Origin of the sequence: Rhodobacter capsulatus, assembly GCF_003254295.1 — a bacterium.
Classification (GTDB): Bacteria; Pseudomonadota; Alphaproteobacteria; order Rhodobacterales; family Rhodobacteraceae; genus Rhodobacter; species Rhodobacter capsulatus.
Map to the genome: position 1 here is coordinate 110,161 of NZ_QKZO01000009.1, position 22,892 is coordinate 133,052.

The 22,892-nt window shown below is 66.2% G+C and carries 20 protein-coding genes; 4 read left to right on the forward strand and 16 right to left on the reverse strand.

All coding sequences use genetic code 11. The features are described 5' to 3' along the window. Positions 1-108: 108 nt before the first annotated feature. Both LY44_RS13745 and ade read right to left on the reverse strand, forming a co-directional pair. Entirely contained in the window at positions 109-1,584 is a 1,476-nt protein-coding gene (locus LY44_RS13745) for an AMP nucleosidase (protein ID WP_055209100.1), read from the reverse strand. Continuing rightward, positions 1,581-3,383, reverse strand: coding sequence for an adenine deaminase (ade, locus tag LY44_RS13750; protein ID WP_055209101.1), 1,803 nt, complete (start codon positions 3,381-3,383; stop codon positions 1,581-1,583). The genes LY44_RS13745 and ade overlap by 4 nt, the downstream gene beginning before the upstream one ends. 76 nt (positions 3,384-3,459) lie before the next feature. Between ade and LY44_RS13755 the strand changes: the two genes are divergently transcribed. Beyond that, entirely contained in the window at positions 3,460-4,287 is an 828-nt protein-coding gene (locus tag LY44_RS13755; RefSeq protein WP_055209102.1) for an SDR family oxidoreductase, read from the forward strand. A gap of 10 nt (positions 4,288-4,297) precedes the next feature. On the opposite strand, the gene LY44_RS13760 is transcribed toward LY44_RS13755, so the two are convergent. The 6 genes from LY44_RS13760 to LY44_RS13785 all read right to left on the reverse strand — a co-directional run bounded on the left by LY44_RS13760 (position 4,298) and on the right by LY44_RS13785 (position 11,475). Further along, positions 4,298-5,533 carry an MFS transporter gene (locus LY44_RS13760; protein ID WP_055209103.1) on the reverse strand — a complete coding sequence of 412 codons (1,236 nt, stop codon included), beginning with the start codon at positions 5,531-5,533 and terminating at the stop codon, positions 4,298-4,300. Positions 5,534-5,582: 49 nt separating this feature from the next. Then, entirely contained in the window at positions 5,583-6,764 is a 1,182-nt protein-coding gene (locus tag LY44_RS13765) for a TIGR03862 family flavoprotein (RefSeq protein ID WP_055209104.1), read from the reverse strand. Next, positions 6,761-7,786 carry a DNA polymerase III subunit delta gene (gene holA, locus LY44_RS13770; RefSeq protein ID WP_055209105.1) on the reverse strand — a complete coding sequence of 342 codons (1,026 nt, stop codon included), beginning with the start codon at positions 7,784-7,786 and terminating at the stop codon, positions 6,761-6,763. The genes LY44_RS13765 and holA overlap by 4 nt, the downstream gene beginning before the upstream one ends. Beyond that, positions 7,783-8,277: an LPS assembly lipoprotein LptE gene (gene lptE / locus LY44_RS13775; protein WP_055209106.1), complete on the reverse strand. Its 495-nt coding sequence runs from the start codon at positions 8,275-8,277 to the stop codon at positions 7,783-7,785. Before lptE ends, holA begins: the two co-directional genes overlap by 4 nt. Continuing rightward, positions 8,264-10,819 (reverse strand): leucine--tRNA ligase, encoded by a 2,556-nt coding sequence (leuS, locus tag LY44_RS13780; protein WP_055209107.1) that lies wholly within the window; start codon positions 10,817-10,819, stop codon positions 8,264-8,266. Before leuS ends, lptE begins: the two co-directional genes overlap by 14 nt. A gap of 146 nt (positions 10,820-10,965) precedes the next feature. Then, on the reverse strand, positions 10,966-11,475 hold the full coding sequence (locus tag LY44_RS13785; protein ID WP_055209108.1) for a DUF3576 domain-containing protein: 510 nt from the start codon (positions 11,473-11,475) through the stop codon (positions 10,966-10,968). A 278-nt stretch (positions 11,476-11,753) separates the two neighbouring features. Here LY44_RS13785 and LY44_RS13790 point away from each other — a divergent pair, with 278 nt between their 5' ends. Together LY44_RS13790 and LY44_RS13795 are read left to right on the forward strand one after the other, a co-directional pair. Next, complete coding sequence (locus LY44_RS13790) at positions 11,754-12,719, forward strand: porin (protein WP_055209109.1); 966 nt, start codon at positions 11,754-11,756, stop codon at positions 12,717-12,719. Positions 12,720-12,811: 92 nt separating this feature from the next. Then, on the forward strand, positions 12,812-13,474 hold the full coding sequence (locus tag LY44_RS13795; RefSeq protein WP_055209140.1) for a YggS family pyridoxal phosphate-dependent enzyme: 663 nt from the start codon (positions 12,812-12,814) through the stop codon (positions 13,472-13,474). Here the strand turns inward: LY44_RS13795 and LY44_RS13800 are convergent. Then, complete coding sequence (locus LY44_RS13800) at positions 13,471-14,025, reverse strand: L,D-transpeptidase family protein (protein ID WP_065118336.1); 555 nt, start codon at positions 14,023-14,025, stop codon at positions 13,471-13,473. The genes LY44_RS13795 and LY44_RS13800 overlap by 4 nt on opposite strands. Beyond that, positions 14,022-15,101 carry a GTP cyclohydrolase II gene (ribA, locus tag LY44_RS13805; RefSeq protein WP_055209110.1) on the reverse strand — a complete coding sequence of 360 codons (1,080 nt, stop codon included), beginning with the start codon at positions 15,099-15,101 and terminating at the stop codon, positions 14,022-14,024. Before ribA ends, LY44_RS13800 begins: the two co-directional genes overlap by 4 nt. A 144-nt stretch (positions 15,102-15,245) precedes the next feature. Between ribA and LY44_RS13810 the strand changes: the two genes are divergently transcribed. Next, positions 15,246-15,932: a response regulator transcription factor gene (locus tag LY44_RS13810; protein WP_013066010.1), complete on the forward strand. Its 687-nt coding sequence runs from the start codon at positions 15,246-15,248 to the stop codon at positions 15,930-15,932. Between the two features lie 141 nt (positions 15,933-16,073). Here LY44_RS13810 and LY44_RS13815 read toward each other — a convergent pair whose 3' ends face one another. The 6 genes from LY44_RS13815 to LY44_RS13840 form a co-directional block, all read right to left on the reverse strand. After that, positions 16,074-16,418 carry a DUF3775 domain-containing protein gene (locus tag LY44_RS13815; protein WP_055209111.1) on the reverse strand — a complete coding sequence of 115 codons (345 nt, stop codon included), beginning with the start codon at positions 16,416-16,418 and terminating at the stop codon, positions 16,074-16,076. Positions 16,419-16,437: 19 nt separating this feature from the next. Continuing rightward, on the reverse strand, positions 16,438-17,628 hold the full coding sequence (locus LY44_RS13820) for a DNA recombination protein RmuC (protein ID WP_055209112.1): 1,191 nt from the start codon (positions 17,626-17,628) through the stop codon (positions 16,438-16,440). Further along, positions 17,625-19,478, reverse strand: a complete 1,854-nt coding sequence (mutL, locus tag LY44_RS13825) for a DNA mismatch repair endonuclease MutL (protein ID WP_111396036.1) — start codon at positions 19,476-19,478, stop codon at positions 17,625-17,627. The genes LY44_RS13820 and mutL overlap by 4 nt, the downstream gene beginning before the upstream one ends. Before the next feature lie 60 nt (positions 19,479-19,538). Then, the gene (locus LY44_RS13830) at positions 19,539-20,843 is read right to left on the reverse strand and encodes a M16 family metallopeptidase (RefSeq protein ID WP_055209113.1); all 1,305 of its coding nucleotides are present in this window, start codon (positions 20,841-20,843) and stop codon (positions 19,539-19,541) included. Then, the gene (locus LY44_RS13835) at positions 20,840-22,225 is read right to left on the reverse strand and encodes a M16 family metallopeptidase (RefSeq protein WP_055209114.1); all 1,386 of its coding nucleotides are present in this window, start codon (positions 22,223-22,225) and stop codon (positions 20,840-20,842) included. The genes LY44_RS13830 and LY44_RS13835 overlap by 4 nt, the downstream gene beginning before the upstream one ends. Before the next feature lie 90 nt (positions 22,226-22,315). After that, positions 22,316-22,870 (reverse strand): DUF3035 domain-containing protein, encoded by a 555-nt coding sequence (locus LY44_RS13840; RefSeq protein ID WP_055209115.1) that lies wholly within the window; start codon positions 22,868-22,870, stop codon positions 22,316-22,318. Positions 22,871-22,892: the final 22 nt, after the last annotated feature.

Sequence of the window (22,892 nt, forward strand, 5' to 3'; positions counted from 1 at the left end):
CTTGATCCGTCTGCACGGTTTGATGCGCCCTCTAACACACGGTTTTTTTCAGCATGGCAAGCCTTTTCGGGCATGTTTTGCCGATTTTCCCGGCGTCAAGGCAGCGCATCAAAGGAAGGCTGTTTCGTCGAATGACCGCAGTTTCCGGCTGTGGATTCGCTCCAGCGGCATGGCCCGCAGCTTCTCCATCGCGCGCACGCCGATCAGCAGATGGCTGGCCACTTGCGTGCGGTAAAACTCGGTCGCCATGCCCGGAAGTTTGAGTTCCCCATGCAGCGGCTTGTCGGAGACACAGAGCAGCGTGCCATAGGGAACGCGGAACCGGAACCCGTTCGCGGCGATCGTCGCGCTTTCCATGTCGAGCGCCACGGCCCGGCTTTGGTTCAGCCGCTGCACCGGGCCGGACTGGTCGCGCAGCTCCCAGTTGCGGTTGTCGATCGTCGCCACCGTGCCCGTGCGCATGATCCGTTTCAGCTCGTAGCCCTCCAGCCGGGTGATCTCGGCCACCGCTTCCTGCAGGGCCACCTGCACCTCGGCCAGAGCCGGGATCGGCACCCAGATCGGCAGATCGTCATCCAGCACGTGATCCTCGCGCAGGTAGGCATGGGCCAGAACGAAATCGCCCAGGCTTTGCGAGTTGCGCAGCCCTGCACAATGGCCGACCATCAGCCAGGCATGCGGGCGCAGCACCGCGATATGATCGGTCGCGGTCTTCGCATTCGAGGGCCCGACACCGATATTGACCAGCGTGATGCCGTTCCCGTCGGGCCGTTTCAGGTGATAGGCCGGCATCTGCGGCAGCTTCGCCAAGGGCGGAATCATGCCATCGGCGGTGGTGATTTCGATATTCCCCGGCGCGACGAAACTGCTGTAGCCCTGCGCCGGATCGGCCAGCATCTGCCGCGCGACTTTCTCGAATTCATCGACGTAGAACTGATAGTTGGTGAACAGAACATGGTTCTGGAAATGCTCAGGCGCGGTCGCGGTGTAATGCGACAGCCGGGCAAGCGAGTAATCCACCCGCTGCGCGGTAAAGGGCGCCAGATGCCCCGACCCATCCGGGTTCGGCTTCGCCGTGCCGTTCACGATATCGTCGTTCATGCTTTCCAGCGACGGCACGTCAAAGACATCGCGCAACGAAATCGTCAGCGCGCCTTCCTGCGGGATCGTCACCTCGGGCTGACCGGCGACGGCGAAATGCACCGGGATCGGCGTGTCCGAGGGGCCGATCTGCACCGGCACCCCATGGTTGCGCATCAAAAGCCCGATCTGCTGCGTCAGGTAATTGCGGAAGAGGTCGGGGCGGGTGATTGTCGCCACCTTGGTCCCGGGCGAGGAGACATGACCAAAGCTCAACCGGCTGTCGGCCTTGAGATGCGAGGTGACGGTGATCCGCACCTCGGGGTAGAAGGCGCGAAAGCGCGTGTCGGCATGGCCGGTGGCCAGAACCTCGTTGAATTTCTGCAACAGGAAGCCGGTCGCCTCGGCGTAAAGCTGTTCCAGCCGCGCCACCGCGGCGGCCGGATCGGTGAAGCTGTCATGCGCCGAGGGCGGCGGGGTCAGGATCGTCACGGGATCATTCATGCGAAAAGCTCGGTCAGTTGGAATTTCGTCACATCGACAAGGCCAAGGTCGGAAATGCGGATTTCCGGGATCACCACCAGCGCCAGAAGCGAATGCTGCATATAGGCGTTGTTGAGTGTGCAGCCGCAGTCGGCCATCGCTTTCACCATCGCTTCGGCCCGCGCGGCGACCTCGGCGGCGGGGTCGTCGGACATCAGCCCGGCGATGGGCAGGGGCACGGCGGCGAGTTCCACACCGTCTTTCCAGACGCTGATGCCGCCGCCCATCTCGCCCAGCCGGTTCGCCACGGCGGCCATCGCGGCGCGGTCGGTGCCGACCACGATCATGTGGTGGCTGTCATGCGCCACAGTCGAGCCGATCGCCATCGAGCCCTTGTAGCCAAAGCCCGAGACGAAGCCGTTCACCACCTTGCCGGTGCCCCGGTGCCGCTCGACCAGCGCGATCTGCGCCACGTCTTTCGCCGCGTCCGGCTGCGCCAGCCCGTCAAGAACCGCCAGTTCCGCCGTCAGGGCCTTGGTCGGCGCCTGATTTTCGACGACGCCGATCACCCGGGCCGTCACCGTATTCGCCCCCTCGGGCGCGGCAATGGCGAAATCCGCAGGCTCAAGGCTCTTGCCCAGATGCACGGTTTGACGGGCGCTTTCCGGCCAGTCGTAATGCGGGCAGTCGACCTTCAGCGTGCCGTTTTCCGCCACCACCTGCCCCCGCGCGATCACCATCTCGACCGGCAGGGTGACCAGATCCGAGCTCAGGATCACATCCGCCCGCCGACCCGGCGCAATCGAGCCGAGTTCCCGTTCCAGCCCGAAATGGCTGGCGGTGTTCACCGTGCACATCTGCAGCGCGATCAGGGGATCGCAGCCACAGGCGACGGCATGGCGATAGGCGCGGTTCATATGGCCTTCGTGAACCAGCGTGCCGGAATGGCAATCGTCGGTGCAAAGAATGAAGTTGCGCGGATCAAGCCCGCGTTTCGTCACCGCGGTGATCTGGCTTTCCACGTCATACCAGGCCGAGCCCAGCCGCAGCATCGCCCGCATCCCCTGCCGGACCCGGGCCACGGCGTCGTCTTCGCAGGTGCCTTCGTGGTCATCGGCCGGACCGCCCGCCGCATAGGCGCGAAAGGGCGCCCCCAGATCGGGGCTGGCATAATGCCCGCCGACGGTTTTCCCCGCCCGCTGCGTCGCGGCAATCTCGGCCAGCATCTTGGCATCGGCGCCGATGACGCCCGGAAAGTTCATCATCTCGCCCAGACCCACGATCCCGGGCCAGGACATCGCCTTCGCCACATCCTCGGGGGTGATCTCATAGCCCGTGGTTTCCAGACCGGGCGCCGAGGGGGCGCAAGACGGCATCTGGGTGAAGATGTTGACGGGCTGCAGCATCGCCTCGTCATGCATCATCCGCACACCCGCGAGGCCGAGCACGTTCGCAATCTCGTGCGGGTCGGTGAACATGGTCGTCGTGCCATGCGGGATCACGGCGGCGGCGAATTCCGCGGGGGTCAGCATGCCGCTCTCAACATGCATGTGGCCATCGACGAGACCGGGGATCATGTAGCGGCCCTTGGCCTCGATCACGGTCGTTTCCGGTCCGATGGCCGAGGTCAGATCGGGGGCGATGGCGGCGAAACGCCCCTCGGCAATCGCGATGTCGTATCCGTCCAGCACTTCGCGGCTTTGGACGTTGACCCATCTGCCCTGCCGGATCACGCAATCGGCAGGCGAACGGCCCGCGGCGACGGCAATAAGACGCGGCGCGGCCTCGGGCCAGGTTTTGAGAGATGTCATATGTTCCATGACCAAAGGTGCCAGAGCTTTTTGCCCTTCGCAAGTGACGACGTGATGACTACCTTGCGAGCCGAAGGAGAAACCCATGAAAACGCTGCTCTCGATCGGTCACGGCTATTCGGCGCGGGCGCTGGCCCGGCTTCTGTTGCCCGAAGGCTGGCGGATCATCGCCACCACGCGCAGCGCGGCCAAGGCTGAAATGCTGCGCGCCGAAGGGGTGGAGGCGATGGTCTGGACCGGGGGGGAGTTACCCCTTGCAGAGGCCACGCATCTGCTGACCTCGGTGGCCCCGGATGGCTCTGGCGACCCGGTTCTCGCTGCGCAGCGAAACGCGCTTTGCGCCGCGCAGCATCTGGAATGGGTGGGCTATCTGTCCACCGTCGGCGTCTATGGCGATCATGGCGGCGGTTGGGTCGATGAAGAGACGCCCCTGACCCCCACCACCACCCGCGGCGTGCAAAGGGTGGCGGCCGAGGCGGGCTGGCAGGCGCTGGGCCTGCCGCTCCATATTTTCCGGCTGGCGGGGATTTATGGCCCCGGTCGCGGCCCGTTCGAAAAGGTCCGCGACCGCACTGCGCGGCTTGTGATCAAGCCCGGGCAGGTGTTTTCGCGCATCCATGTCGAGGATATCGCGCAGGTTCTGGCGGCCTCGATCGCGGCGCCCAATCCGGGGCGGGTCTACAATGTCTGCGATGACGCGCCGTCCCCGCCCGAGGATGTGCTGGCCTATGCGGCCGAGCTTCTGGGCCTGCCCCGCCCGCCCGAAGTGCCCTTTGACCCGGCCAGCATGACCCCGATGGCGGCGAGTTTTTACGCCGAAAACAAGCGGGTGCGGAATGACCGGATCAAGACGGAACTGGGGGTCAGCCTGCGCTACCCCGATTACCGGGCGGGTCTTAAGGCGATGCTTTGATCCGGGGGCTTCAGGCCGGTTGCGCCTGAAGCGCGCGTTCCTTCACCGGCAGGTGGACGAGCGCCGAAAACGCGCCCATGCCGACGCCGACCCACCAGACCAGCGTGTAATCGCCCGCGATGTCGTAAAGCCGTCCGCCCAGCCAGACGCCCAGAAAGGCGCCGAGCTGATGCGAAAAGAACACCACGCCATAAAGCGTGCCCATGTAGCGCAGCCCGTAAAGATCGGCGATCAGCCCCGAGGTCAGCGGCACCGTCGCCAGCCACAAAGCCCCCATGACAAGCGAGAAGATCAGCACCGTCGCAGGCGTCATCGGCGCCAGGATGAAGGCGGCGGCGGCAATGGTGCGCAAAAGGTAGATGATGGCGAGCGCGTATTTCTTCGAATAATGCCGCCCGGCCCAACCGGCAAAGATCGTGCCCGCGATATTGGCCAGACCAATGAGCGAGATGGCGACGGCGCCAAGGGTCGAGAGGCTCTCGATCCCGACCGCGGCCAGAAGGGAACCGGGGGGAACGGCGCCGCACATCTCGGTCACCATCGCCGGGAAATGCGCGGTGATGAAGGCCAGCTGATAGCCGCAGGAGAAGAAGCCCAGAAAGATCAGCGCGAAGGACGGGTCCCGCAGCGCGCGTTTGAGCACCGTGGCCATCGGTTCCTCGGGGCCGCGCGGGGCGCTGCGGGCGGGGCTGCGCAGAAGCGGCAGGGCCAGAAGCGCCAGCAGGATGGTGACGGCAAAGATCACGAAAACGGTCTGCCAGGGGAAGTGCCGCAACAGCAGTTCCGCCACCGGGGCGCCGAAGACCTGCCCGGCCGAGCCCGCGGCGGTGGCGATGCCAAGCGTGAGCGAGCGGTTTTCATTCGACGCCGCGCGCCCGACGACGGCCAGGATCACGCCAAAGCCGGTGCCCGCGATGCCGAAGCCGACGAAAATTTCCAGCAGGTCATGTTGCCAGGGCTGGGTGGCAAAGGCCGACAGCACCAGCCCGAAAGCATACATCAGCGCGCCCAGCACGATCGCCTTGCGGTCGCCGAACCGTTCCGCAATGGCGCCGAAGATCGGCTGGCCGATCCCCCAGGCCAGGTTCTGGATCGCGATGGCCAGCGAAAATTCCGCCCGCGGCCAACCGAATTCGGTGGCGATCGGGATCTGGAACACCCCGAACGAGGCGCGGATGGCGAAGCCAAGCATGAGGATGATGGCACCGCCCACAAGGACGGGGGTGATCAGGCGGGTCTGGGTCATTTGGTCTCCCTCGCAAGGCGATCAATTCGCCATGCGGGGTGGGGCTGGGTCAATCTGTCGATTGTGCCCCGAACAATCGCGCCGCCGCCTGCCCCGCGACGCGGCCGGTGGCCAGACAACCGGTCAGCAGATAGCCGCCCGTCGGCGCCTCCCAATCCAGCATCTCGCCCGCGGCAAAGACCCCGGGCAGGGCTTTCAGTTCAAGGGCATCGGTCAGGGCGGTGGCGCAAATGCCGCCCGCCGAGGAAATCGCCTCGGAGAGCGGCCGGGGGCCAAGATGGCGCACCGGCAGCGCTTTCAGCTTGCGCGCCAGCGCCAGCGGGTCCGTGGGCAGCGGCCGCCCCCATTCCTGCAACAGGGCGAGCTTCACCGGATCCAGCCGCAGCGCCTTGCGCAGCCGATTGGGCAGGCTGTCGCGCGCGGGCGTGCGGCCCAGCCGATGCGCGATGTCATCCACGCTCAGATCGGGTGCAAGGTCGAGCGACAAGGGCGCCCCGTCGCGCACCGCAGCCGCAATCGCATAGATGCCGCCGCCTTCAAGACCGCGGGCGGACAGGACAAACTCGCCCCGGCTGGTCTGGTCGGGCGTCAGCAGCGCCGCCCCCTTGACCGGCTGGCCCAGATGCGCCGCCATATGGGGCGACCAGGCGACCCGCAGCCCCATGTTCGCGGGCTGGAACGGCGCAAGGGTCACGCCCTTGGCCATCAGCCACGGCACCCAGGCGGCATCCGAGCCAAGCCGCGGCCAGCTTGCGCCGCCAAGCGCCAGAACGGTGACGGCGGGGCTCAGCACCTGCGCCCCCTCGGGCGTGTCAAAGGCGAATCCGTCCCCGTCAAAGCCCGTCCAGCGCCAGCGGGTGCGCGTTTCCACCCCCAGATCCGCCAGCCTGCGCGCCCAGAGCCGCAGCATCGGCGAGGCTTTCATTTCGACCGGAAACACCCGCCCCGTCGAGCCGGTGAAAAGATCGACGCCGAGAGTGCGGGCAAACGCCATCACCGCCTCGGGGCCGAAACCGGCCACATGCGGACGGATCCAGTCGGGCGAATAGGCGGTCAGAAACTGCGCCAAAGGCTCGTCGCGGGTCAGGTTCAGCCCGGATTTCCCCGCCATCAGGAATTTCCGCGCAAGCGTCGGCTTCGCCTCGGCCAGCAGCACCCGGGCGCCCGCGCGGGCCAGCTCCTCGGCCGCCATCATCCCCGCCGGACCGCCGCCGATCACCAGCGCCGTCACAGCTTCGCCGCCACGGAGGCCAGCCGCATCAGCGCCCTCTCGATCACCGCCATCTGCGGCGCCTTGGAGGCCGAGCGCAGCGTCAGATCGGCCTCGATCAGCACTTTCAGCGCTTCTTCGAGCCGCATCATCCCCCAGCGGCCGGCCTGCCGCTGCAACACGTCGCGGCGCGGGCCAAAGACCGGCGGGCGCAGCTTGCCAAGCCCCGCGCCCACCCCGCCCGGGTCCGAGGCCGCCATGTGCAGGGTCCGAAAATGCCGCGTCGCCATGATCGCCAGCGTCACCGGCTGCACGCCCTGCCCCTCGATCCGGCGCATCATCCGGGCGAGGTCCAAAGGCCGCCCGTCGGCCACCAGTTCCAGCACCTCGTCGATCTCGGCCTCGACCGTGCTGGGCGACGAAAGCGCCACCTCGGCCGGGGTCAGCGGGCTGCTATCCCCATATTTGTAAAGCGCGATTTTCTCGATCGTCTGGCGGAAATCGCCGGGGTCCAGCGCCTTCGAGAGCGCCAGAACATCGGTCATCGTCTCGTTCGGGATCGCCCGCAGCCCGGCCTTTTTCAGGATCTCCTCGATCTCCTCGCGGCTGGGCGGATCGTCGTAAATCCCGATCGCATAGGCGTTGGGGTGATTCTCGAAGATCTTGCGCAGCGCCGATTTCGCCGTCAGCGCGCCCGCCGTGACGATGATCTGCGCATCGCCCTGCGTCCAGGCCTTCACCGCGGCGTCAAAGGCCGGGGCGGTGGTGTCGGTCGCCTCCTCGACAAAGACGACGCGGGGGCCGGGGAAAAAGCCGATCTCCTTGATGCCGTCGATGACTTGCGAGGCATCCTTGCGCAGATCGGCACCAGACATCCGGGTCAGCCGCATCTCGGCCTCGCCCTCGGGGCCGATCAGCGCTGCGATCACCTCTTGCCGCCGCAGCGCGACCCGCATCGCATCGGCGCCATAGATCAAAAGCCCCAGCCGCGCCGGATCGGGTTTGCCGAAATAGCGCGTCGCGGCAACCCCGGCGAGTTTCATTTCGGCAGCGTGCCGGCCTGCGCCAGCAGACGGGTGACGATCTGATCGGCCAGCATCCGCATCAGGCGGCGATGCGCGTCATCCTCGGCCGAGGAGGTCGCGACGACCGAGCCCGAGGCCGACCAGGAGGTGAAGCTGCTCACCTTGCCCGCCAGCAGCACGGCTTCCGAGCGGCTGTCCTGCAGCCGATACTCGACCTGCCCGGTCAGCGAATAGCGCGTGGTGGCGCCTTCGGGGGTGATCGCCTGGCCCAGAACATCGGTGGTCACGGTGTAGGACAGCCGATACCGGGCCTTCTCGACCGGGCCCAGCCGTTCCGACAGCCGCCGCACCAGCGCGAAATCGTCGGGCGTCTGCGGCATGTCGGTTTCGACGCGGCCCAAAAGCCCGGCCGCGCCGCCCTTCGGCCCGTAGGCCGGGGTGAAGCCGCAACCCGAAAGGGCCGCGGCGCCGATCAGAGCCAAAAAGGACCGACGGTCAGATGACCACATTGACGATGCGCCCCGGCACGACGATGAGCTTTTTCGGCTGGCCCCCGGCCAGAACCTTGATCACAGTCTCGTCCGCCAGCACGAGCTTTTCAACCTCGGAGGCGGGCATGTCCTTCGGCACGGTGACCTCGGACCGGCGCTTGCCGTTGATCTGAATCGGCAGCGTCACCGTATCCTCGACCAGCATCGCCGGATCGGCCTTCGGCCAGGGCGCGCGCACCACCAGCCCTTCGCCGCCCTGATGCGCCCAGACATCCTCGGCCAGATGCGGCACCATCGGCGCCATCAGCTGGGCAAGCGTGCGCATCGCCTGTTGCCGCACCGGTTTCGAGGCATCCGATTTCGCCAGCGTGTTGGTGAATTCGTAAAGCTTCGCAATCGCCTTGTTGAAGGCGAAATTCTCGATCGAGAAGGTGACATCGGCAATCGCCCGATGCATCGCGCGCAACAGCGCCTCATCCTCGCGCGGCGGCAGGTCATCGGGCAGCGAGGCGATGCGGTCGCACAGGTTCCAGACCCGGGTCAGGTGCTTGCAGGCGGCCTCGGCCCCCGAGGCGGTCCATTCCACGTCACGTTCGGGCGGGCTGTCCGACATCACGAACCAGCGCGCGGTATCGGCGCCGAATTGCGCGATGATGTTCATCGGATCGACGACGTTCTTCTTCGATTTCGACATCTTGGCCGAGGGGATGATCTCGACCTTTTCCCCCGTCGCCTTCAGCGTGCCGGTTTCGAGGTCCACCTCCTCGGGCAGGTGCCAGACCGGACGGCCATTGCCGTCGGTGGTCTTGTAGATCTCGTGCGTCACCATGCCTTGGGTGAAAAGCGCGTCGAAAGGCTCGATCGCCTTCGCGGGCAGGTGCCCGGTCTTCGCCATCGCCCGGGCGAAGAAGCGCGAATAAAGCAGGTGCAGAATCGCATGTTCGATGCCGCCGATATATTGATCGACGTTCATCCAGTACTCGGCATCCTCGGCCACGGTCGGGGTCGTCGCATGGGGCGCGGTGAAGCGGGCGTAATACCAGGACGAATCGACGAAGGTGTCCATCGTGTCGGTTTCGCGCCGCGCCGGGGCGCCGCAAGCCGGGCAGGTGCAATCGCGCCAGGTCGGATGCCGGTCAAGCGGGTTGCCCGGCTTGTCGAAGGTCACGTCATCGGGCAGCCGGATCGGCAGGTTTTCCTTTTTCTCGGGCACGACGCCGCAAGTGGCGCAATGCACGACGGGAATCGGGCAGCCCCAATAGCGCTGACGGCTCAGACCCCAGTCGCGCAGCCGGTATTTCGTGACGCCGGTGCCCCAGCCCTGCGTTTCCGCGACGGTGATGGCACTGGCCACGCCCTCGTCGCCGGTTTGCACTTCGGTCCCGGCGAAGCCGCGGATGTAGCGCAGGGTTTCCGATTTCATCGGCACGAAGGCTTCGGAGAGCCGCGCTTCTTCGGCGCCCTCGGCGACAAAGACAGGGTTGATCGGCAGGGCGTATTTCGTGGCGAATTCGAAGTCACGCTGGTCATGCGCCGGGCAGCCGAAAATGGCGCCGGTGCCGTAATCCATGAGGATGAAATTCGCGATCCAGACCGGCAATTCCCACGCCGGATCAAGCGGATGCTTCACACGGATGCCGGTGTCCAGACCGATTTTCTCGGCGGTCTCGATGGCTTCCTCGGTGGTGCCGCCCTTGCGGCATTGCGCGATGAACTCGGCCATTTCCGGGTTCGCCGCTTCCAGCACCTTGGCCAGCGGATGATCCGGGGAAATGCCGACGAAAGACGCCCCCATCAGCGTGTCCGGCCGCGTGGTGTAGACCTCGATCTTGCCGAAACCCTCGGGCGCATCGACGGTGTCGAAGCTGAATTGCAGCCCGCGCGACTGGCCGATCCAGTTCGCCTGCATCAGCCGCACCTTTTCCGGCCAGTCCTTCAGACCATCCAGCGCCGCCAGCAACTCGCCCGCGTAATCCGAGATCTTGAAGAACCACTGCGTCAGTTCCTTGCGCTCGACCAAAGCGCCCGAGCGCCAGCCGCGCCCGTCCTCGACCTGCTCGTTCGCCAGAACCGTCATGTCGACCGGGTCCCAGTTCACCACCGCGTTCTTGCGATAGACAAGGCCCGCTTCCAGCATATCCAGAAACATCGCCTGCTGCTGGCCGTAATATTCCGGGTCGCAGGTGGCGAATTCGCGGCTCCAGTCGATCGACAGGCCCAGCGGCTTCATCTGCGCGCGCATGTCGGCGATGTTGGAATAGGTCCAGTCCTTCGGGTGGCCGCCCCGCTCCATCGCGGCATTTTCCGCGGGCATCCCGAAAGCGTCCCAGCCCATCGGGTGCAAGACGCTGAACCCGCAGGACATTTTATACCGCGCGACGACGTCGCCCATGGTGTAGTTGCGCACATGGCCCATGTGGATGCGCCCCGAAGGATAGGGGAACATCTCGAGCACGTAATATTTCGGCCTTGCGGGATCCCGCCGCGCGGTGAACACGCCTGCCGCCTCCCAGGCGGCTTGCCATTTCTGTTCGCTCTGGCTCGGTTCGTAACGCGACATCTGGCCCCTCGTTCGTCATCGGTCGCGGGTTTGCTACACCGCGCGGGGCCGGAAGGTCCAGTGATCAGCACGGACAAGTGACAAAATATCCCCGCCGCGGGACGGCCCGGGCGGGGAGAGGACCCTTGTCGAAAGGGTCGAAAGGCTCAAAGACCCGAGTCGCGGATCCGCAGCTGCCGGGCCCGGGTCAGGATCGCATCCTCGACCGCGCGCACGGTCTCGGGCGCCACCGTGCCGCCGCGGCTTTCCAGCGACACCTTGAGTGAGCGCGCATCCAGCGCCGGATCGGTGACATGGATCGTCGCGCGATAGGCCTTGCCGCCGCCCGGCGGCGTGCCATAGCCGGTGACGATCAGCCCCGAGAACGGATCGACCGACTGGATCGGCAGGAAGTCGAGCACCTCAAGCGAGGCCATCCAGAGATACTTGTTCACCCCGATCGCGACATTCGGGTCCTGGTTGTTCGAAAACAAGTCCCAGACCGAGGATTGCTTGGGCTCGGCCTTGAACTTGTCAAAGGCGGTTTCCTGCTTTTGCGGCGCGGGCTGCGCCGGGCCGCCCCAGTTGAACAGTTTGCCGCTGGAGGTGCCGCAGCCTGCCAGACCAAGCGCGACCGTCACCAGCAGAGCGGTGCGCAAAGAGGTTGCTTTCTTCATACGATCGACTGCCCCCGCAGGCTGAACCCATTGGCTTTTCCTGTCTCTAGCCGATGGCCGGGGGGGCGACAAGATTTTTCCCCGGCAGCACCGGCCGCGCCGGGGCGCAACGCCCGCCGGTCCCAGCGGGGGACTGTGGCAAAGCTGCACCACGCGGTTTCGCTTTGGCCGCTTCGGTCCCGTTTTCGTTGCAATATGAGGCGTGGCGAGAGAAAAAGCCTTCATACCCACCTCGGATTCCCCTGAGTTGGGGCTTACCTTAGCAAAATGAGGGAAAAATGAAAAAGCTTCTCATCGCGTCGACCGCGCTCGTCATGGTCGCTGGCGCCGCCGCCGCCGAAGTGAAACTCTCGGGCGACGCCCGCATGGGTGTCATGTACAACGGCGATGACTGGAACTTCTCGAGCCGCTCGCGCGTTCTGTTCACCATGTCGGGCACGACTGACTCGGGTCTCGAGTTCGGTGCGTCGTTCAAAGCGCATGAGTCGGTGGGCGCTGAAACCGGCGAAGACGGCACCGTCTTCCTGTCGGGCGCTTTCGGCAAGATCGAAATGGGCGACGCCCTCGGCGCTTCGGAAGCCCTGTTCGGCGACCTGTACGAAGTCGGCTACACCGACCTCGACGACCGGGGTGGCAACGACATCCCCTACCTGACCGGCGACGAAACGCTGACCGCTGAAGACAACCCGGTCCTGCTGTACACCTACTCGGCCGGTGCCTTCTCGGTCGCCGCGTCGATGTCGGACGGCAAAGTGGGTGAAACCAGCACCGACGACGCGCAAGAAATGGCCGTCGCTGCTGCCTACACCTTCGGCAACTACACCGTCGGCCTCGGCTACGAAAAGATCGACTCGCCTGACACCGCTCTGATGGCGGACATGGAGCAGCTCGAACTGGCGGCGATCGCCAAATTCGGCGCCACCAACGTCAAAGCCTACTACGCGGACGGTGAACTGGACCGCAATGCTGCCCGTGCCGTGTTCGACCTGACGCCGGTCCTCGCCGCCGCGACCGCGGTTGACCACAAAGCCTACGGCCTGAGCGTTGACAGCACCTTCGGTGCGACCACCGTCGGCGGCTACGTGCAAGTCCTCGACATCGACACCATCGACGACGTGACCTACTATGGCCTCGGCGCTTCGTACGACCTCGGCGGCGGCGCTTCGATCGTTGGCGGCATCGCCGACAACGACCTGCCGAACTCCGACATGGTTGCCGACCTCGGCGTCAAGTTCAAGTTCTGATCTCTCGGAACCTGATTGGGAAAGAGCGGGCATTCGCCCGCTCTTTTCTTTTTCGACACCTTGTGCTCGATTGCGCCGCAAAGGAGATCGCCATGGGATTGCAGCAGATTGAGCGCCGTATCGCAGAGGCGACCCGCGCCGCGGGCCGGGCCGAGGGGGCGGTGCGGCTGATCGCCGTGTCGAAGGTGCAGCCGCCCGAGCGGGTGCTGGCGGTGCTCGATCAGGGGCAGCGGCTGTTTGGCGAGAATTACGTCCAGGAAGCGGCGGCGAAATGGCCCGCCTGGCGGGCAGAGGTCCCGGGCGTCGCCGTGCACATGATCGGGCCGCTGCAGACGAACAAGGCGAAACAGGCGGTGGAGCTGTTCGAGGCGATCCACACGCTCGACCGGCCCTCATTGGCGGTGAAGCTGGCCGCGCTGGCGCAGGCGCGGGGGGCAAGTCCCGAGCTTTTCGTGCAGGTCAACACAGGCGCCGAGCCGCAAAAGGCGGGCGTCCTGCCCGAGGCTTTGGATGCTTTCGTCGCCGAGGCGCGGCGGCTGGATCTGCCGGTGGTCGGGCTGATGTGCATTCCGCCGGAAGCGGAAGACCCCGCCCCGCATTTCGCCATGCTCGCCGGGATGGCGGCGCGCAACGGGCTTTCCGGGTTGTCGATGGGGATGAGTTCGGATTTCGAGGCGGCGATTGCGGCGGGGGCCACGCATGTGCGCGTGGGCTCGGCGATTTTTGGCGCGCGCGCTTACGGGACGCGGGCCTAGGCCTTGTCGGCGGACCGGGGCGCTGCCCCGGACCCCGAGGTATTTTTCGCAAGATGAAAGCAGGCAAGGGGCGGAATCAACAGCTCGGTGCCGGGTTTCAGGCGGCGGGCGAGTTTGAGCAGATCGGCGCGGCCAAGCGCAAGGCAGCCCGCCGTGGGGTAACACAGGCGGCGGCGCTGGTGCAGGAAGATCGCCGAGCCCTTGCCGGGCGTCGCTTTCGGATAGTTCCAGTCGGTGATCAGCACGATGTCGTAAAGCGGATCGCGGCGGGCCATGCGTTCGTGGCTGGCCTTGAACGGCGCGCGGACGGGCTGGTTGTAGGCGGGGTGGTCGGGATCGTCGCACCACAGGTCCTGCGGTCCGATGGGCCGGGCCCATGTCGCCGGGCGTGGCAGGCGGTCGGCGCGGTACAGCATGCCGACGATGCGCAGCCGACCGATGGGCGTGGCGCCGTCGCCTTCGCGTTTCGTGGCGGAAAGCCCGCCGCGGCCGATCTGCACCGGGTGGCGGCGGCCGTGGAACAGAAGTCCGGTGGCGGTCAGGCGGATCACAGCAGATGCCCCGATTTCGCCGCCTTGGTGGCCAGATAGGCTTCGTTGTGGCGGCTTTTGCCGACCTTGAGCGGCACCCGTTCCGCCACAGCAATGCCGTGGGTTTCCAGCATCCGCACCTTGGCCGGGTTGTTGGTCAGAAGCCGCACCGCGTTGAAGCCCAGCTTCTTCAGCAGCGCCGCGCCGATGCGGAAATCGCGCTCGTCATCCTCAAACCCCAGCCGGTGGTTCGCCTCGACCGTGTCAAAGCCCTGATCCTGCAGCGAATAGGCGCGCATCTTGTTGGCCAGCCCGATGCCGCGGCCCTCCTGATTGAGGTAGAGCAGCACGCCCGCCCCCTCGGCCCCCATCTGATGCAACGCTGCATCGAGTTGCGGCCCGCAATCGCATTTCAGCGAGCCCATAACATCACCGGTGAAACAGGCCGAATGCAGCCGCGTCAGAACCGGCAGCATCCGGTCGGGGGCGCCGATCTCGATGGCGTAATGTTCGGGGCCGCCATCGTCGGGGCGGAAGATATGCAGCCGCCCCCTTTCCGCCGCCCGCATCGGCACCCGCGCCGCGGCGACGGGGGCAAAGGCGGCTTCCGAGGAGAGCAGATGCAGCACCTGCGCCGCGTCGAGTGCCGTCAGCCCTTGGGGCGCGGGATCGGGCAGGGGGGCAAGCAGTGCCGCGGGCAGCAGTTGCGCGGTCTTGCAAAGCCCGATCGCGGCGCGGGCCAGATCCGCATCGCCGCCGCGCAGACTGGTGAGCGGCCCCTTCATCGGCACGCGCAGATCATCGGCCGGATCGGCCAGTGCCCGCAGCCAGGCCAGATCGGCGTCTTCGGGCACGGCGATCCGGGCCAGATCGCCATCGTAGACCCGGGCTTTCAGCGTCTCGGCCCGCCAGGAGGTCAGCGCCAGGGTGAGCGGCCCGAGACTGCGCAGCGCCTCCAGACGCTCGGGCGAGAGCGTCTCGATGGCGACGGCGAGCCCCTGCCCCGAGAGCACGACGGGAAGCCCCAGCCGCAGATCGGCGCGGGCGCGGTTCACAAGTTCAAGGGCGCTCGGGCCGAGAAAGACGGGTGTTTCCATGGCCGGAAGATAGCGATGACTGAAACAGATTGAAACACTTCCCGCCTCTGCGTCACCCTTGCGTGAGAAAGATTTCACCTCCCTTGCCGCAGTCGTGATGAGAGTCCAGCTTGACACAAACCGCAACGAAACCGGGAGGTAATGATGGCCGGGTTGAAGAAAATTCTTCTGGTGGATGATGACAGCGACCTGCGCGAGGCGCTGGCCGAGCAGTTGATCGCGACCGAGGAATTCGACGTGTTCGAGGCGGGCTCGGGCGCCGAAGGGGTCGAAAAGGCCAAGGGCGCGCTTTATGACCTTGTCATGCTCGATGTCGGCCTGCCCGATACAGATGGCCGCGAGCTGTGCAAGAAGCTGCGCAAGCAAGGGGTGAAATGCCCGATCATGATGCTGACCGGCCATGACACCGATGCCGACACGATCCTTGGCCTGGACAGCGGCGCGAATGATTACATCACCAAGCCGTTCAAGTTCCCGGTGCTGCTGGCGCGGATCCGCGCCCAGCTGCGCACGCATGAACAGTCCGAAGACGCGGTGTTCCAGCTTGGGCCGTACACCTTCAAGCCGGCGATGAAGATGCTGATCGACGCCAAGGACCGCAAGATCCGGCTGACGGAAAAGGAAACCAACATCCTGAAGTTCCTCTACCGGGCGCAGGACGGGGTGGTGGCGCGCGATGTGCTGTTGCACGAGGTCTGGGGCTACAATGCGGGCGTGACCACGCATACGCTGGAAACCCATATCTACCGGCTGCGCCAGAAGATCGAACCCGATCCGTCGAATGCGCGGCTTCTGATCACGGAATCGGGCGGTTACCGGCTGGTCGCCTGACGCAACGCAGAAGCGGGGGTTTCACACCCCCGCACCCCCGTGGGATATTTGCGCCAAAGTGAAAGGCAAACCCGGCTCTGCTTTCACCTTGCTGCAAATATCCCGGGGGGAGTCCGCTTGCGGACGGGGGGCAGCGCCCCCCTACACGGTCGGATTGATCCCGTCCTCGGCCTCTTCCAGGCTGATCCCCATCGCATTCAGCCCGTCTTCCAGATAATCGGCCAGCATCGGGATGCCGAGAAGGTAATCCTCGGTCGGCGCCGTCGCCTCGGCCTTGGCGGTCTCGAAGGCCTCGTCGAATTCCGCGGGTTCGAAGGTCTCGCGGCCAATCCACATCAGCGCGGTCAGCGCCGCCTGTTCATCCTCGTTCAGCGCCGCGATGAAGGCGCGTAATTCGCGCCCTTGACCGGACCCCGGCACATCGGCGTCGAATTTCCGGGCGCGGATGATCACATGGGCGATTTTCGACGGGCTGATCGGCAGCATGACACGTCCTCCTGTTCCGTCACTCTCGTCCCGGATCGGCCGTGACGCAAGCGCCATCTCGGCTTTTGACGGCAAGCCGCAGGGGGGGCTCGGCCGCCAGCTCCTCGAAGTCGAAATTATCCAGCCGATGCGCCCGTTTGCCCGCCTTTTCGGCGGAGGTCTTGATCTCTTCGATATCGCGCGCGGCCATGGTGAAATGCCGGTCAAGGTTCGCCACCCGGTCCCCCAGCCGCCCGACATCGGCATGCAGCGCGGCGAGTTCCCGCCGGATCGCCCCCGCCTGCGCGCGCATCCGCGCGTCTTTCAGCACCGCGCGCATCGTGTGCAGCGTCGCCATGCAGGTGGTTGGAGAGACGATCCAGACCTTGGCGGCAAAGCCCTCGCGCACCAGTTCGGGGAAATTCGCGTGCAGCTCGGCATAGACGGCCTCGGAAGGCAGGAACAACAGCGCGCCGTCCGAGGTCTCGCCCTCGAGGATGTAGCGATCCGCAATCGCCCGGATATGCGCGCGCAGGGAAATCCGCATCATCCGTTGGGCCTCGATCAGCTGGCTTTGATTTTCCGCGCGGCGCAGGGCTTCGTAGGCTTCGAGCGGAAATTTGCTGTCGATCACGATCGGCCCCGGCGGATGGGGCAGATGGATCAGGCAATCGGCGCGGCGCCCGTTCGAGAGCGTCGCCTGCATCGTATAGGAATCGCGCGGCAGCGCCTTTTGCACGATGTCATGCAACTGGATTTCCCCGAACGCGCCGCGGGTCTGCTTGTTCGAGAGAATATCCTGCAACCCCAGCACATTGCCCGAAAGCTTCTCGATATTCGCCTGCGCCTTGTCGATCGCGGCCAGCCGCTGCTGCAGATCGCCAAGGCTGCGCGCCGTGCGGGTGGCCGAGCCGTGCAGGCTCTCGGTCATCGCGCGGTTCACCTCGGCCAGCCGCGCCTCCATCAATTGCAGCATCCGGCTTTGGCTGGCGGCCTGGGCTTCGGAGACATGATGCAGCCCGCCCGCCAGCTGGTGCTGGCCATCGGAGAGCGCCTGCACCCGTTGCGCCAGTTGCAACAGGTTCCCCGCCAGCGGGTCCAGCGCCTTCGCCGTGCGCAGGGATGCCCGCAGCATCAAAAGGATCAGCAGCAGCAGAACCGCCGCCGAAGCAAGCGCCGCCTGCACCAGAGGGTCCTGCAGGTCGATCACATGCGCGCCGAGTTCGATCATGTCCGGCCGAACAGCCGTTCGATGTCGGAAAGTTTCAGCTCGACATAGGTCGGGCGGCCGTGGTTGCATTGGCCCGAAAGCGGCGTGGCTTCCATCTCGCGCAACAGCGCGTTCATCTCCTCGACCCGCATCTGCCGACCCGAGCGGATCGAGCCGTGACACGACATCCGCGACAGAACCGCGTCGATTTTCGATTGCAGCCGCAGGCTGTCGCCCTGATCGGCGAGCTCGTCCAGAATGTCGCGCAAGAGCGCGGCGGCGTTGATTTCGCCAAGGATCGCCGGGGTTTCGCGCACCGCGATGGCGCCGCCGCCGAAGGGCTCGATGGCAAGGCCGAGCCGGTGCAGATCCTCGGCCACATCGAGCAGCCGGGCGGCCTCGGCGGGGGACAATTCGACGATCTCGGGGATCAGCAGCGTCTGCGCCGCGATGCCCTTTTCGGCGCTTTGCGCCTTCAGCCGTTCATAGACCAGCCGCTCATGCGCGGCGTGCTGATCGACGATTACCATGCCGCGCTCGGTCTGGGCGATGATGTAGTTTTCATGCAGCTGCGCCCGCGCGGCCCCCAGCGGGCGGTGGATCAGCGCCGCCGTCTCGGGCGGGGCGGGCTCGACCCGGGCCGAGGGGGCAAAGGGCGCAGTGTAGGGCTGGGGGGCCTCGTCGAAGCTGGCAAGCGGCATCTGCGCGGCAAAGGCGTTGCGAATGGCGCCGTAGCTGGGCCGCTCCATCTGATAGATGCGGGGCTGCGCCGGTTCGGGCTGCATCGCGCCCAGGGTGGCGGTGGCGACGGTCGAAGACGACCGATGCCCCGACTGCGCCAGCGCGTGGCGGATGCCGGTGACGATCAGGCCCCGCGGCACGCCCGCTTCGCGAAAGCGGACCTCGGCCTTGGCGGGGTGGACGTTGACATCGACCGACTCGGGGTCGCAGGTCAGGAACAGCACCGCGGCCGGGTGGCGGTCGCGGGAGAGCACGTCGATATAGGCGGCCCGCAAGGCGCCGAGCAGCATCTTGTCGCGCACCGGGCGGCCGTTGACGAAGAGGAATTGCTCGATCGCGGCGCCGCGGGAATAGGTGGGCAGGGCGGCATAGCCGGTCAGCCGGATGCCCTCGCGTTCGGCATCGAGGGGCACGGCATTGTCGGCAAAGGCCCGGCCCAGAATGCGGCCCAACCGGCCCGAGAGCGCGCCGAACAGCTCGCCCTGTTCGGCATCGGCGCGAAAGATCTCCCGCGTCTCGCTGCCCGCGATCTCGCGCAAACTGAAGCTGACATAGGGCTCGGCCATGGCGAGGCGCTTCACCGTGTCGGCGATCGCCTGCGCCTCGGTCCGGTCGGTGCGCAGGAATTTCAGCCGCGCCGGGGTGGCAAAGAACAGATCGCGCAGCTCGACCACGGTGCCGCGGTTCAGCGCCGCCGGTTTCACCGCGCCGATCTGGCCGCCTGCCACGGTGATCTGCGCGGCGTCAAACCCCTCGGCCCGCGAGGTGATCGTCAGCCGCCCGACGGCCCCCAGCGAGGGCAGGGCCTCGCCGCGAAAGCCGAAGGTATGGATGTTCAGAAGATCCGAGCCGTCGATCTTGGACGTCGCATGACGGGAGAGCGCCAGCGGCAGGTCTTCGGCCGTCATGCCGCAGCCGTCGTCACTGATCCGGATCAGCGTCTTGCCGCCATCCGAATAGGCGATCTCGACCCGGCTCGCCCCGGCGTCAAGCGCGTTTTCCACCAGTTCCTTGACTGCCGAGGCGGGGCGTTCCACCACCTCGCCCGCCGCGATGCGGTTGGCGGCGGCGTCGTCAAGCTGGCGGATCACCGGGCGGGAGGTGCCGATCTGGGGGGGCTGTGCGTTCATGCCACAAGGGATAGCACAGCCCGAAACCGAGCCCAACAGATTCGGGGCTTACTTCAGCCCCTAGGGCTGGCCCACAACGACAAAGCGCAGCCCCTCGGCCTTGATCAGCCGCTGCGCCACGCGGGCGATGTCGTCTTTTGTCACCGCATTGACCTTGTCGTTGCGGCTGTTGATGTAATCGACCGGCATCCCGTTCAGCTGCATCCCCGCCAGAATGTCGGCGATATTGCCGTTGCCGTCAAAGCGCAGCGGATAGGCGCCGGTCAGATAGGTCTTGGCATCGGCCAGTTCGCGGTCCGTGACCTTGCCCGTCGCGGCCCTGGCCCATTCCGCCTTCACGATCTCGATCGCTTCGGCCACCTTGCCATTGGCCGAGGCGAAACTGCCCTGCCAGGTCTCGGCCAGATCCTTCGGCACCAGATAGGTGTAGATGCCATAGGTCAGGCCGCGCTTTTCCCGCACCTCCTCCATCAGGCGAGAGGAAAATCCGCCCGCGCCCAGGATCTCGTTGAAGACATAGGCGGGGAAGAAATCCGGGTCCGACATCGCCAGACCCTGTTCGCCAAAGATCACCGTCGCTTGCGGCGTGTCGAAGGGAACGACGGTCACGCCGCCGGTCAGGGCCAGATCGGCGCGCGGCGGCAGCGGCGCGCCGGTGGCGGGCAGATCGCCCAGAAGCTTGTCCAGCAGCGGACCCAGATCGGCAGCCGTGATGTCACCCACCGCCGAGACCACCAGCCGGTCGCGGGCCATCACCCGGGCCTTGGCGGTGAACATGTCCTCGCGGGTCAGGGCCTGCACGCTGTCGAGCGTGCCGTTCAGCGACGTGCCATAGGGATGATCGCCGTAAGCCAGCTTGCGGAAGGCCTGCCCGGCGATCGCCTGCGGGTCCTGGGCCTCCGAGGCGATGATCGACAGCACCTGCCCGCGCACCCGGTCGACCGAGGCCTGATCGAAATGCGGGTCGGTCAGCGCCCCGCGCAGCAGATCGACGGCCTTGTCGCGGTTTTCGGTAAGCCACCGGGCAGAGATGCTCAGCGTGTCATCGTCGATGTCGAATTTGAAACTGGCGGCAAGCGCTTCCTGCGCCGCGGCAAAGCCCTGGCTGTCGAGATCTGCCGAGCCTTCTTCCAGCGTCGCCGTCATCAGATTTGTGGCGCCGCGCTTGCCCGGCTCATCAAGGCTCGCCCCGCCGCGAAAGCGGATTTCCAGCGCAGTGAAGGGGATGTCATGCGCCTCGACCAGCCAGGCCTTGATGCCGCCGGGCGAGGTGACCTCGGTGATCTCGATCGCCGCGGCGGGCAGGGCAGAGAGCAGCGTCAGCGCAAGCGCGGCCAGCAGTCGGAACGGAGCGCGAAGGATCATTGCGTGGCCTCCGGGGTCAGGGCGGGTGCGACGGGGGCGGGTGCGACGGGAGAGGCGGCACCGCCGCCCGCGGCTTCGGCAAAGACCGTCACCGAGCGCGCCGGATCGAACAGCGCCGTGGCGGCGGCCATCACGTCGTCGGGGGTGACCGACATCAGCACCTCGGGCCAGGCCGCGACATCGGCGACGGAAAAGCCCGAAGCCAGCGCCTCGCCATAGCGCTGCGCCAGCGCCTCGGTATCGTCCTGTTCATAGATCTGGCTGGCGCGGATCTGCGTGCGGATGCGCTCGAACTGCGCCGGGTCGATGCCGTCGGTGAAGAAATCGGCCAAAGCCTTGTCCAGCGCCGCCTCGGCCCGGGGCAGGTCGACATCCTTGGCGGGCATCACGGCAAGGGTGAAGGTGGTCTTGTCGATCGACATGCCGTTATAGCCCGCCGAGACATGGATCGCATCGCCCGCCTCGAACACCAGTTTCCGCCCCAGAACCGAGGTCGCCATGTTGCCGCCCAGCAGTTCCGCCAGAATCGTCAGCGCCGCGGCCTGTTTCTGATCGCCCGGGTTGCGTTCGGGGGCCAGATAGCTGCGCATCACATAGGGCTGGGCGATGCGGGCATCGCGAAACACCATGCGCCGGGCGGCCAGCTGCGGCGGCTCCTGCGGGCGGATGCGCGGCGGGATGTCCTGCGACGGCGCCAGCGGGCCGTAGTATTTCTGGGCAAGCGCCTTCACCTGATCGGGGGTCACGTCGCCCGCCACCACCAGCACGGCATCATTCGGCGCATAGTAGCGCCGATACCAGGCCAGCGCGTCCTCGCGGGTCAGCTCCTCCATCTCCTGGCGCCAGCCGATCACCGGCGTGCCATAGGGGCTGTTGAGGAATTGCGCCGCCCGCATCTGCTCGTTCAGAAGCGCCGAAGGGTCGCTGTCGGTGCGCTGGGCGCGTTCTTCCAGAATCACCTCGCGCTCGGTCTTCCAGTCGCCCTCGGAAATGCGCAGGTTGCGCATCCGGTCGGCTTCCATCTTCATCACCAGCTCCAGCCGGTCGGCGGCGATGCGCTGGTAATAGGCGGTGTAATCATAGCTGGTGAAGGCATTGTCCGAGCCGCCATTCGCCGCCACCACCTTGGACAATTCGCCCGGTGCCAGCGTGTCGGTGCCCTTGAACATCAGATGTTCCAGGTAATGGGCGATGCCCGACTTGCCCCGGACCTCGTCGGCCGATCCGGCCCGGTACCAGACCATCTGCACCACGACCGGGGCGCGGTGATCCTCGATCACCACGGCCTCAAGCCCGTTCTTCAGGGTAAAATGGGTCACCGGCGCGGCTGACGCGCCAAAAGCCGTCGCCATCAGGAACAATCCGGCAAGCATCGTGCGCATGGGCACCTCCGTCGATCTGTCGTCAGGGTAATCCCGCCGCCGCCACAGACAACCGTGACGGCACGGGGCTGACGCAGGTTTGATCGGCCGTTACGGCAACGCCTCCTGCGCCGTGCCCGAAGGCGGCGCGGCCGGAGTGCGCAGGCCCTGCTGGCGCCAGCGTTCCAGCTCAGCCTGCTGGTCAAGAGACATCGGCGCATAGGCCTTGAGATAGACGTTGATGTTGAAGAGCCGTTCCAGCAACCGGCCATCGTGATCGCGCCGCCACTGCAGATCCTCGGCGGCAAGCCGGTCGCGGATCGCGGCTTCGGTGCCGAAGCGCCCCGAATGGCCCAGCAACCCGCCATCGCCGGTGGCGCGGCCGGTGCCGGTCACCCGCGCCGGGTCGCCGCCCAGCGCCGCGACGGCATCGGCCTGCGGCGTCGGATCGGTGATGTTCGCGCCGCCCGGCGTCGGCGCGGGCAGCTCGGTCAGGCTGTCGGGCATGGCCAGCGGCTTGGTCGGCAGGATGCCGAATTCATCCGGCCCCGAGGTCGAGGACCGCAGGTGCATCAGCTCGGGCTGTTTGTCCTTCGCGCCGCCGCAGCCGCCAAGGGCCAGCGCCGTCACCAGCGCAATCCCGAGCGTTCCAGACACCGATCGCATGCAGCACTCCATCGCCGTTTGC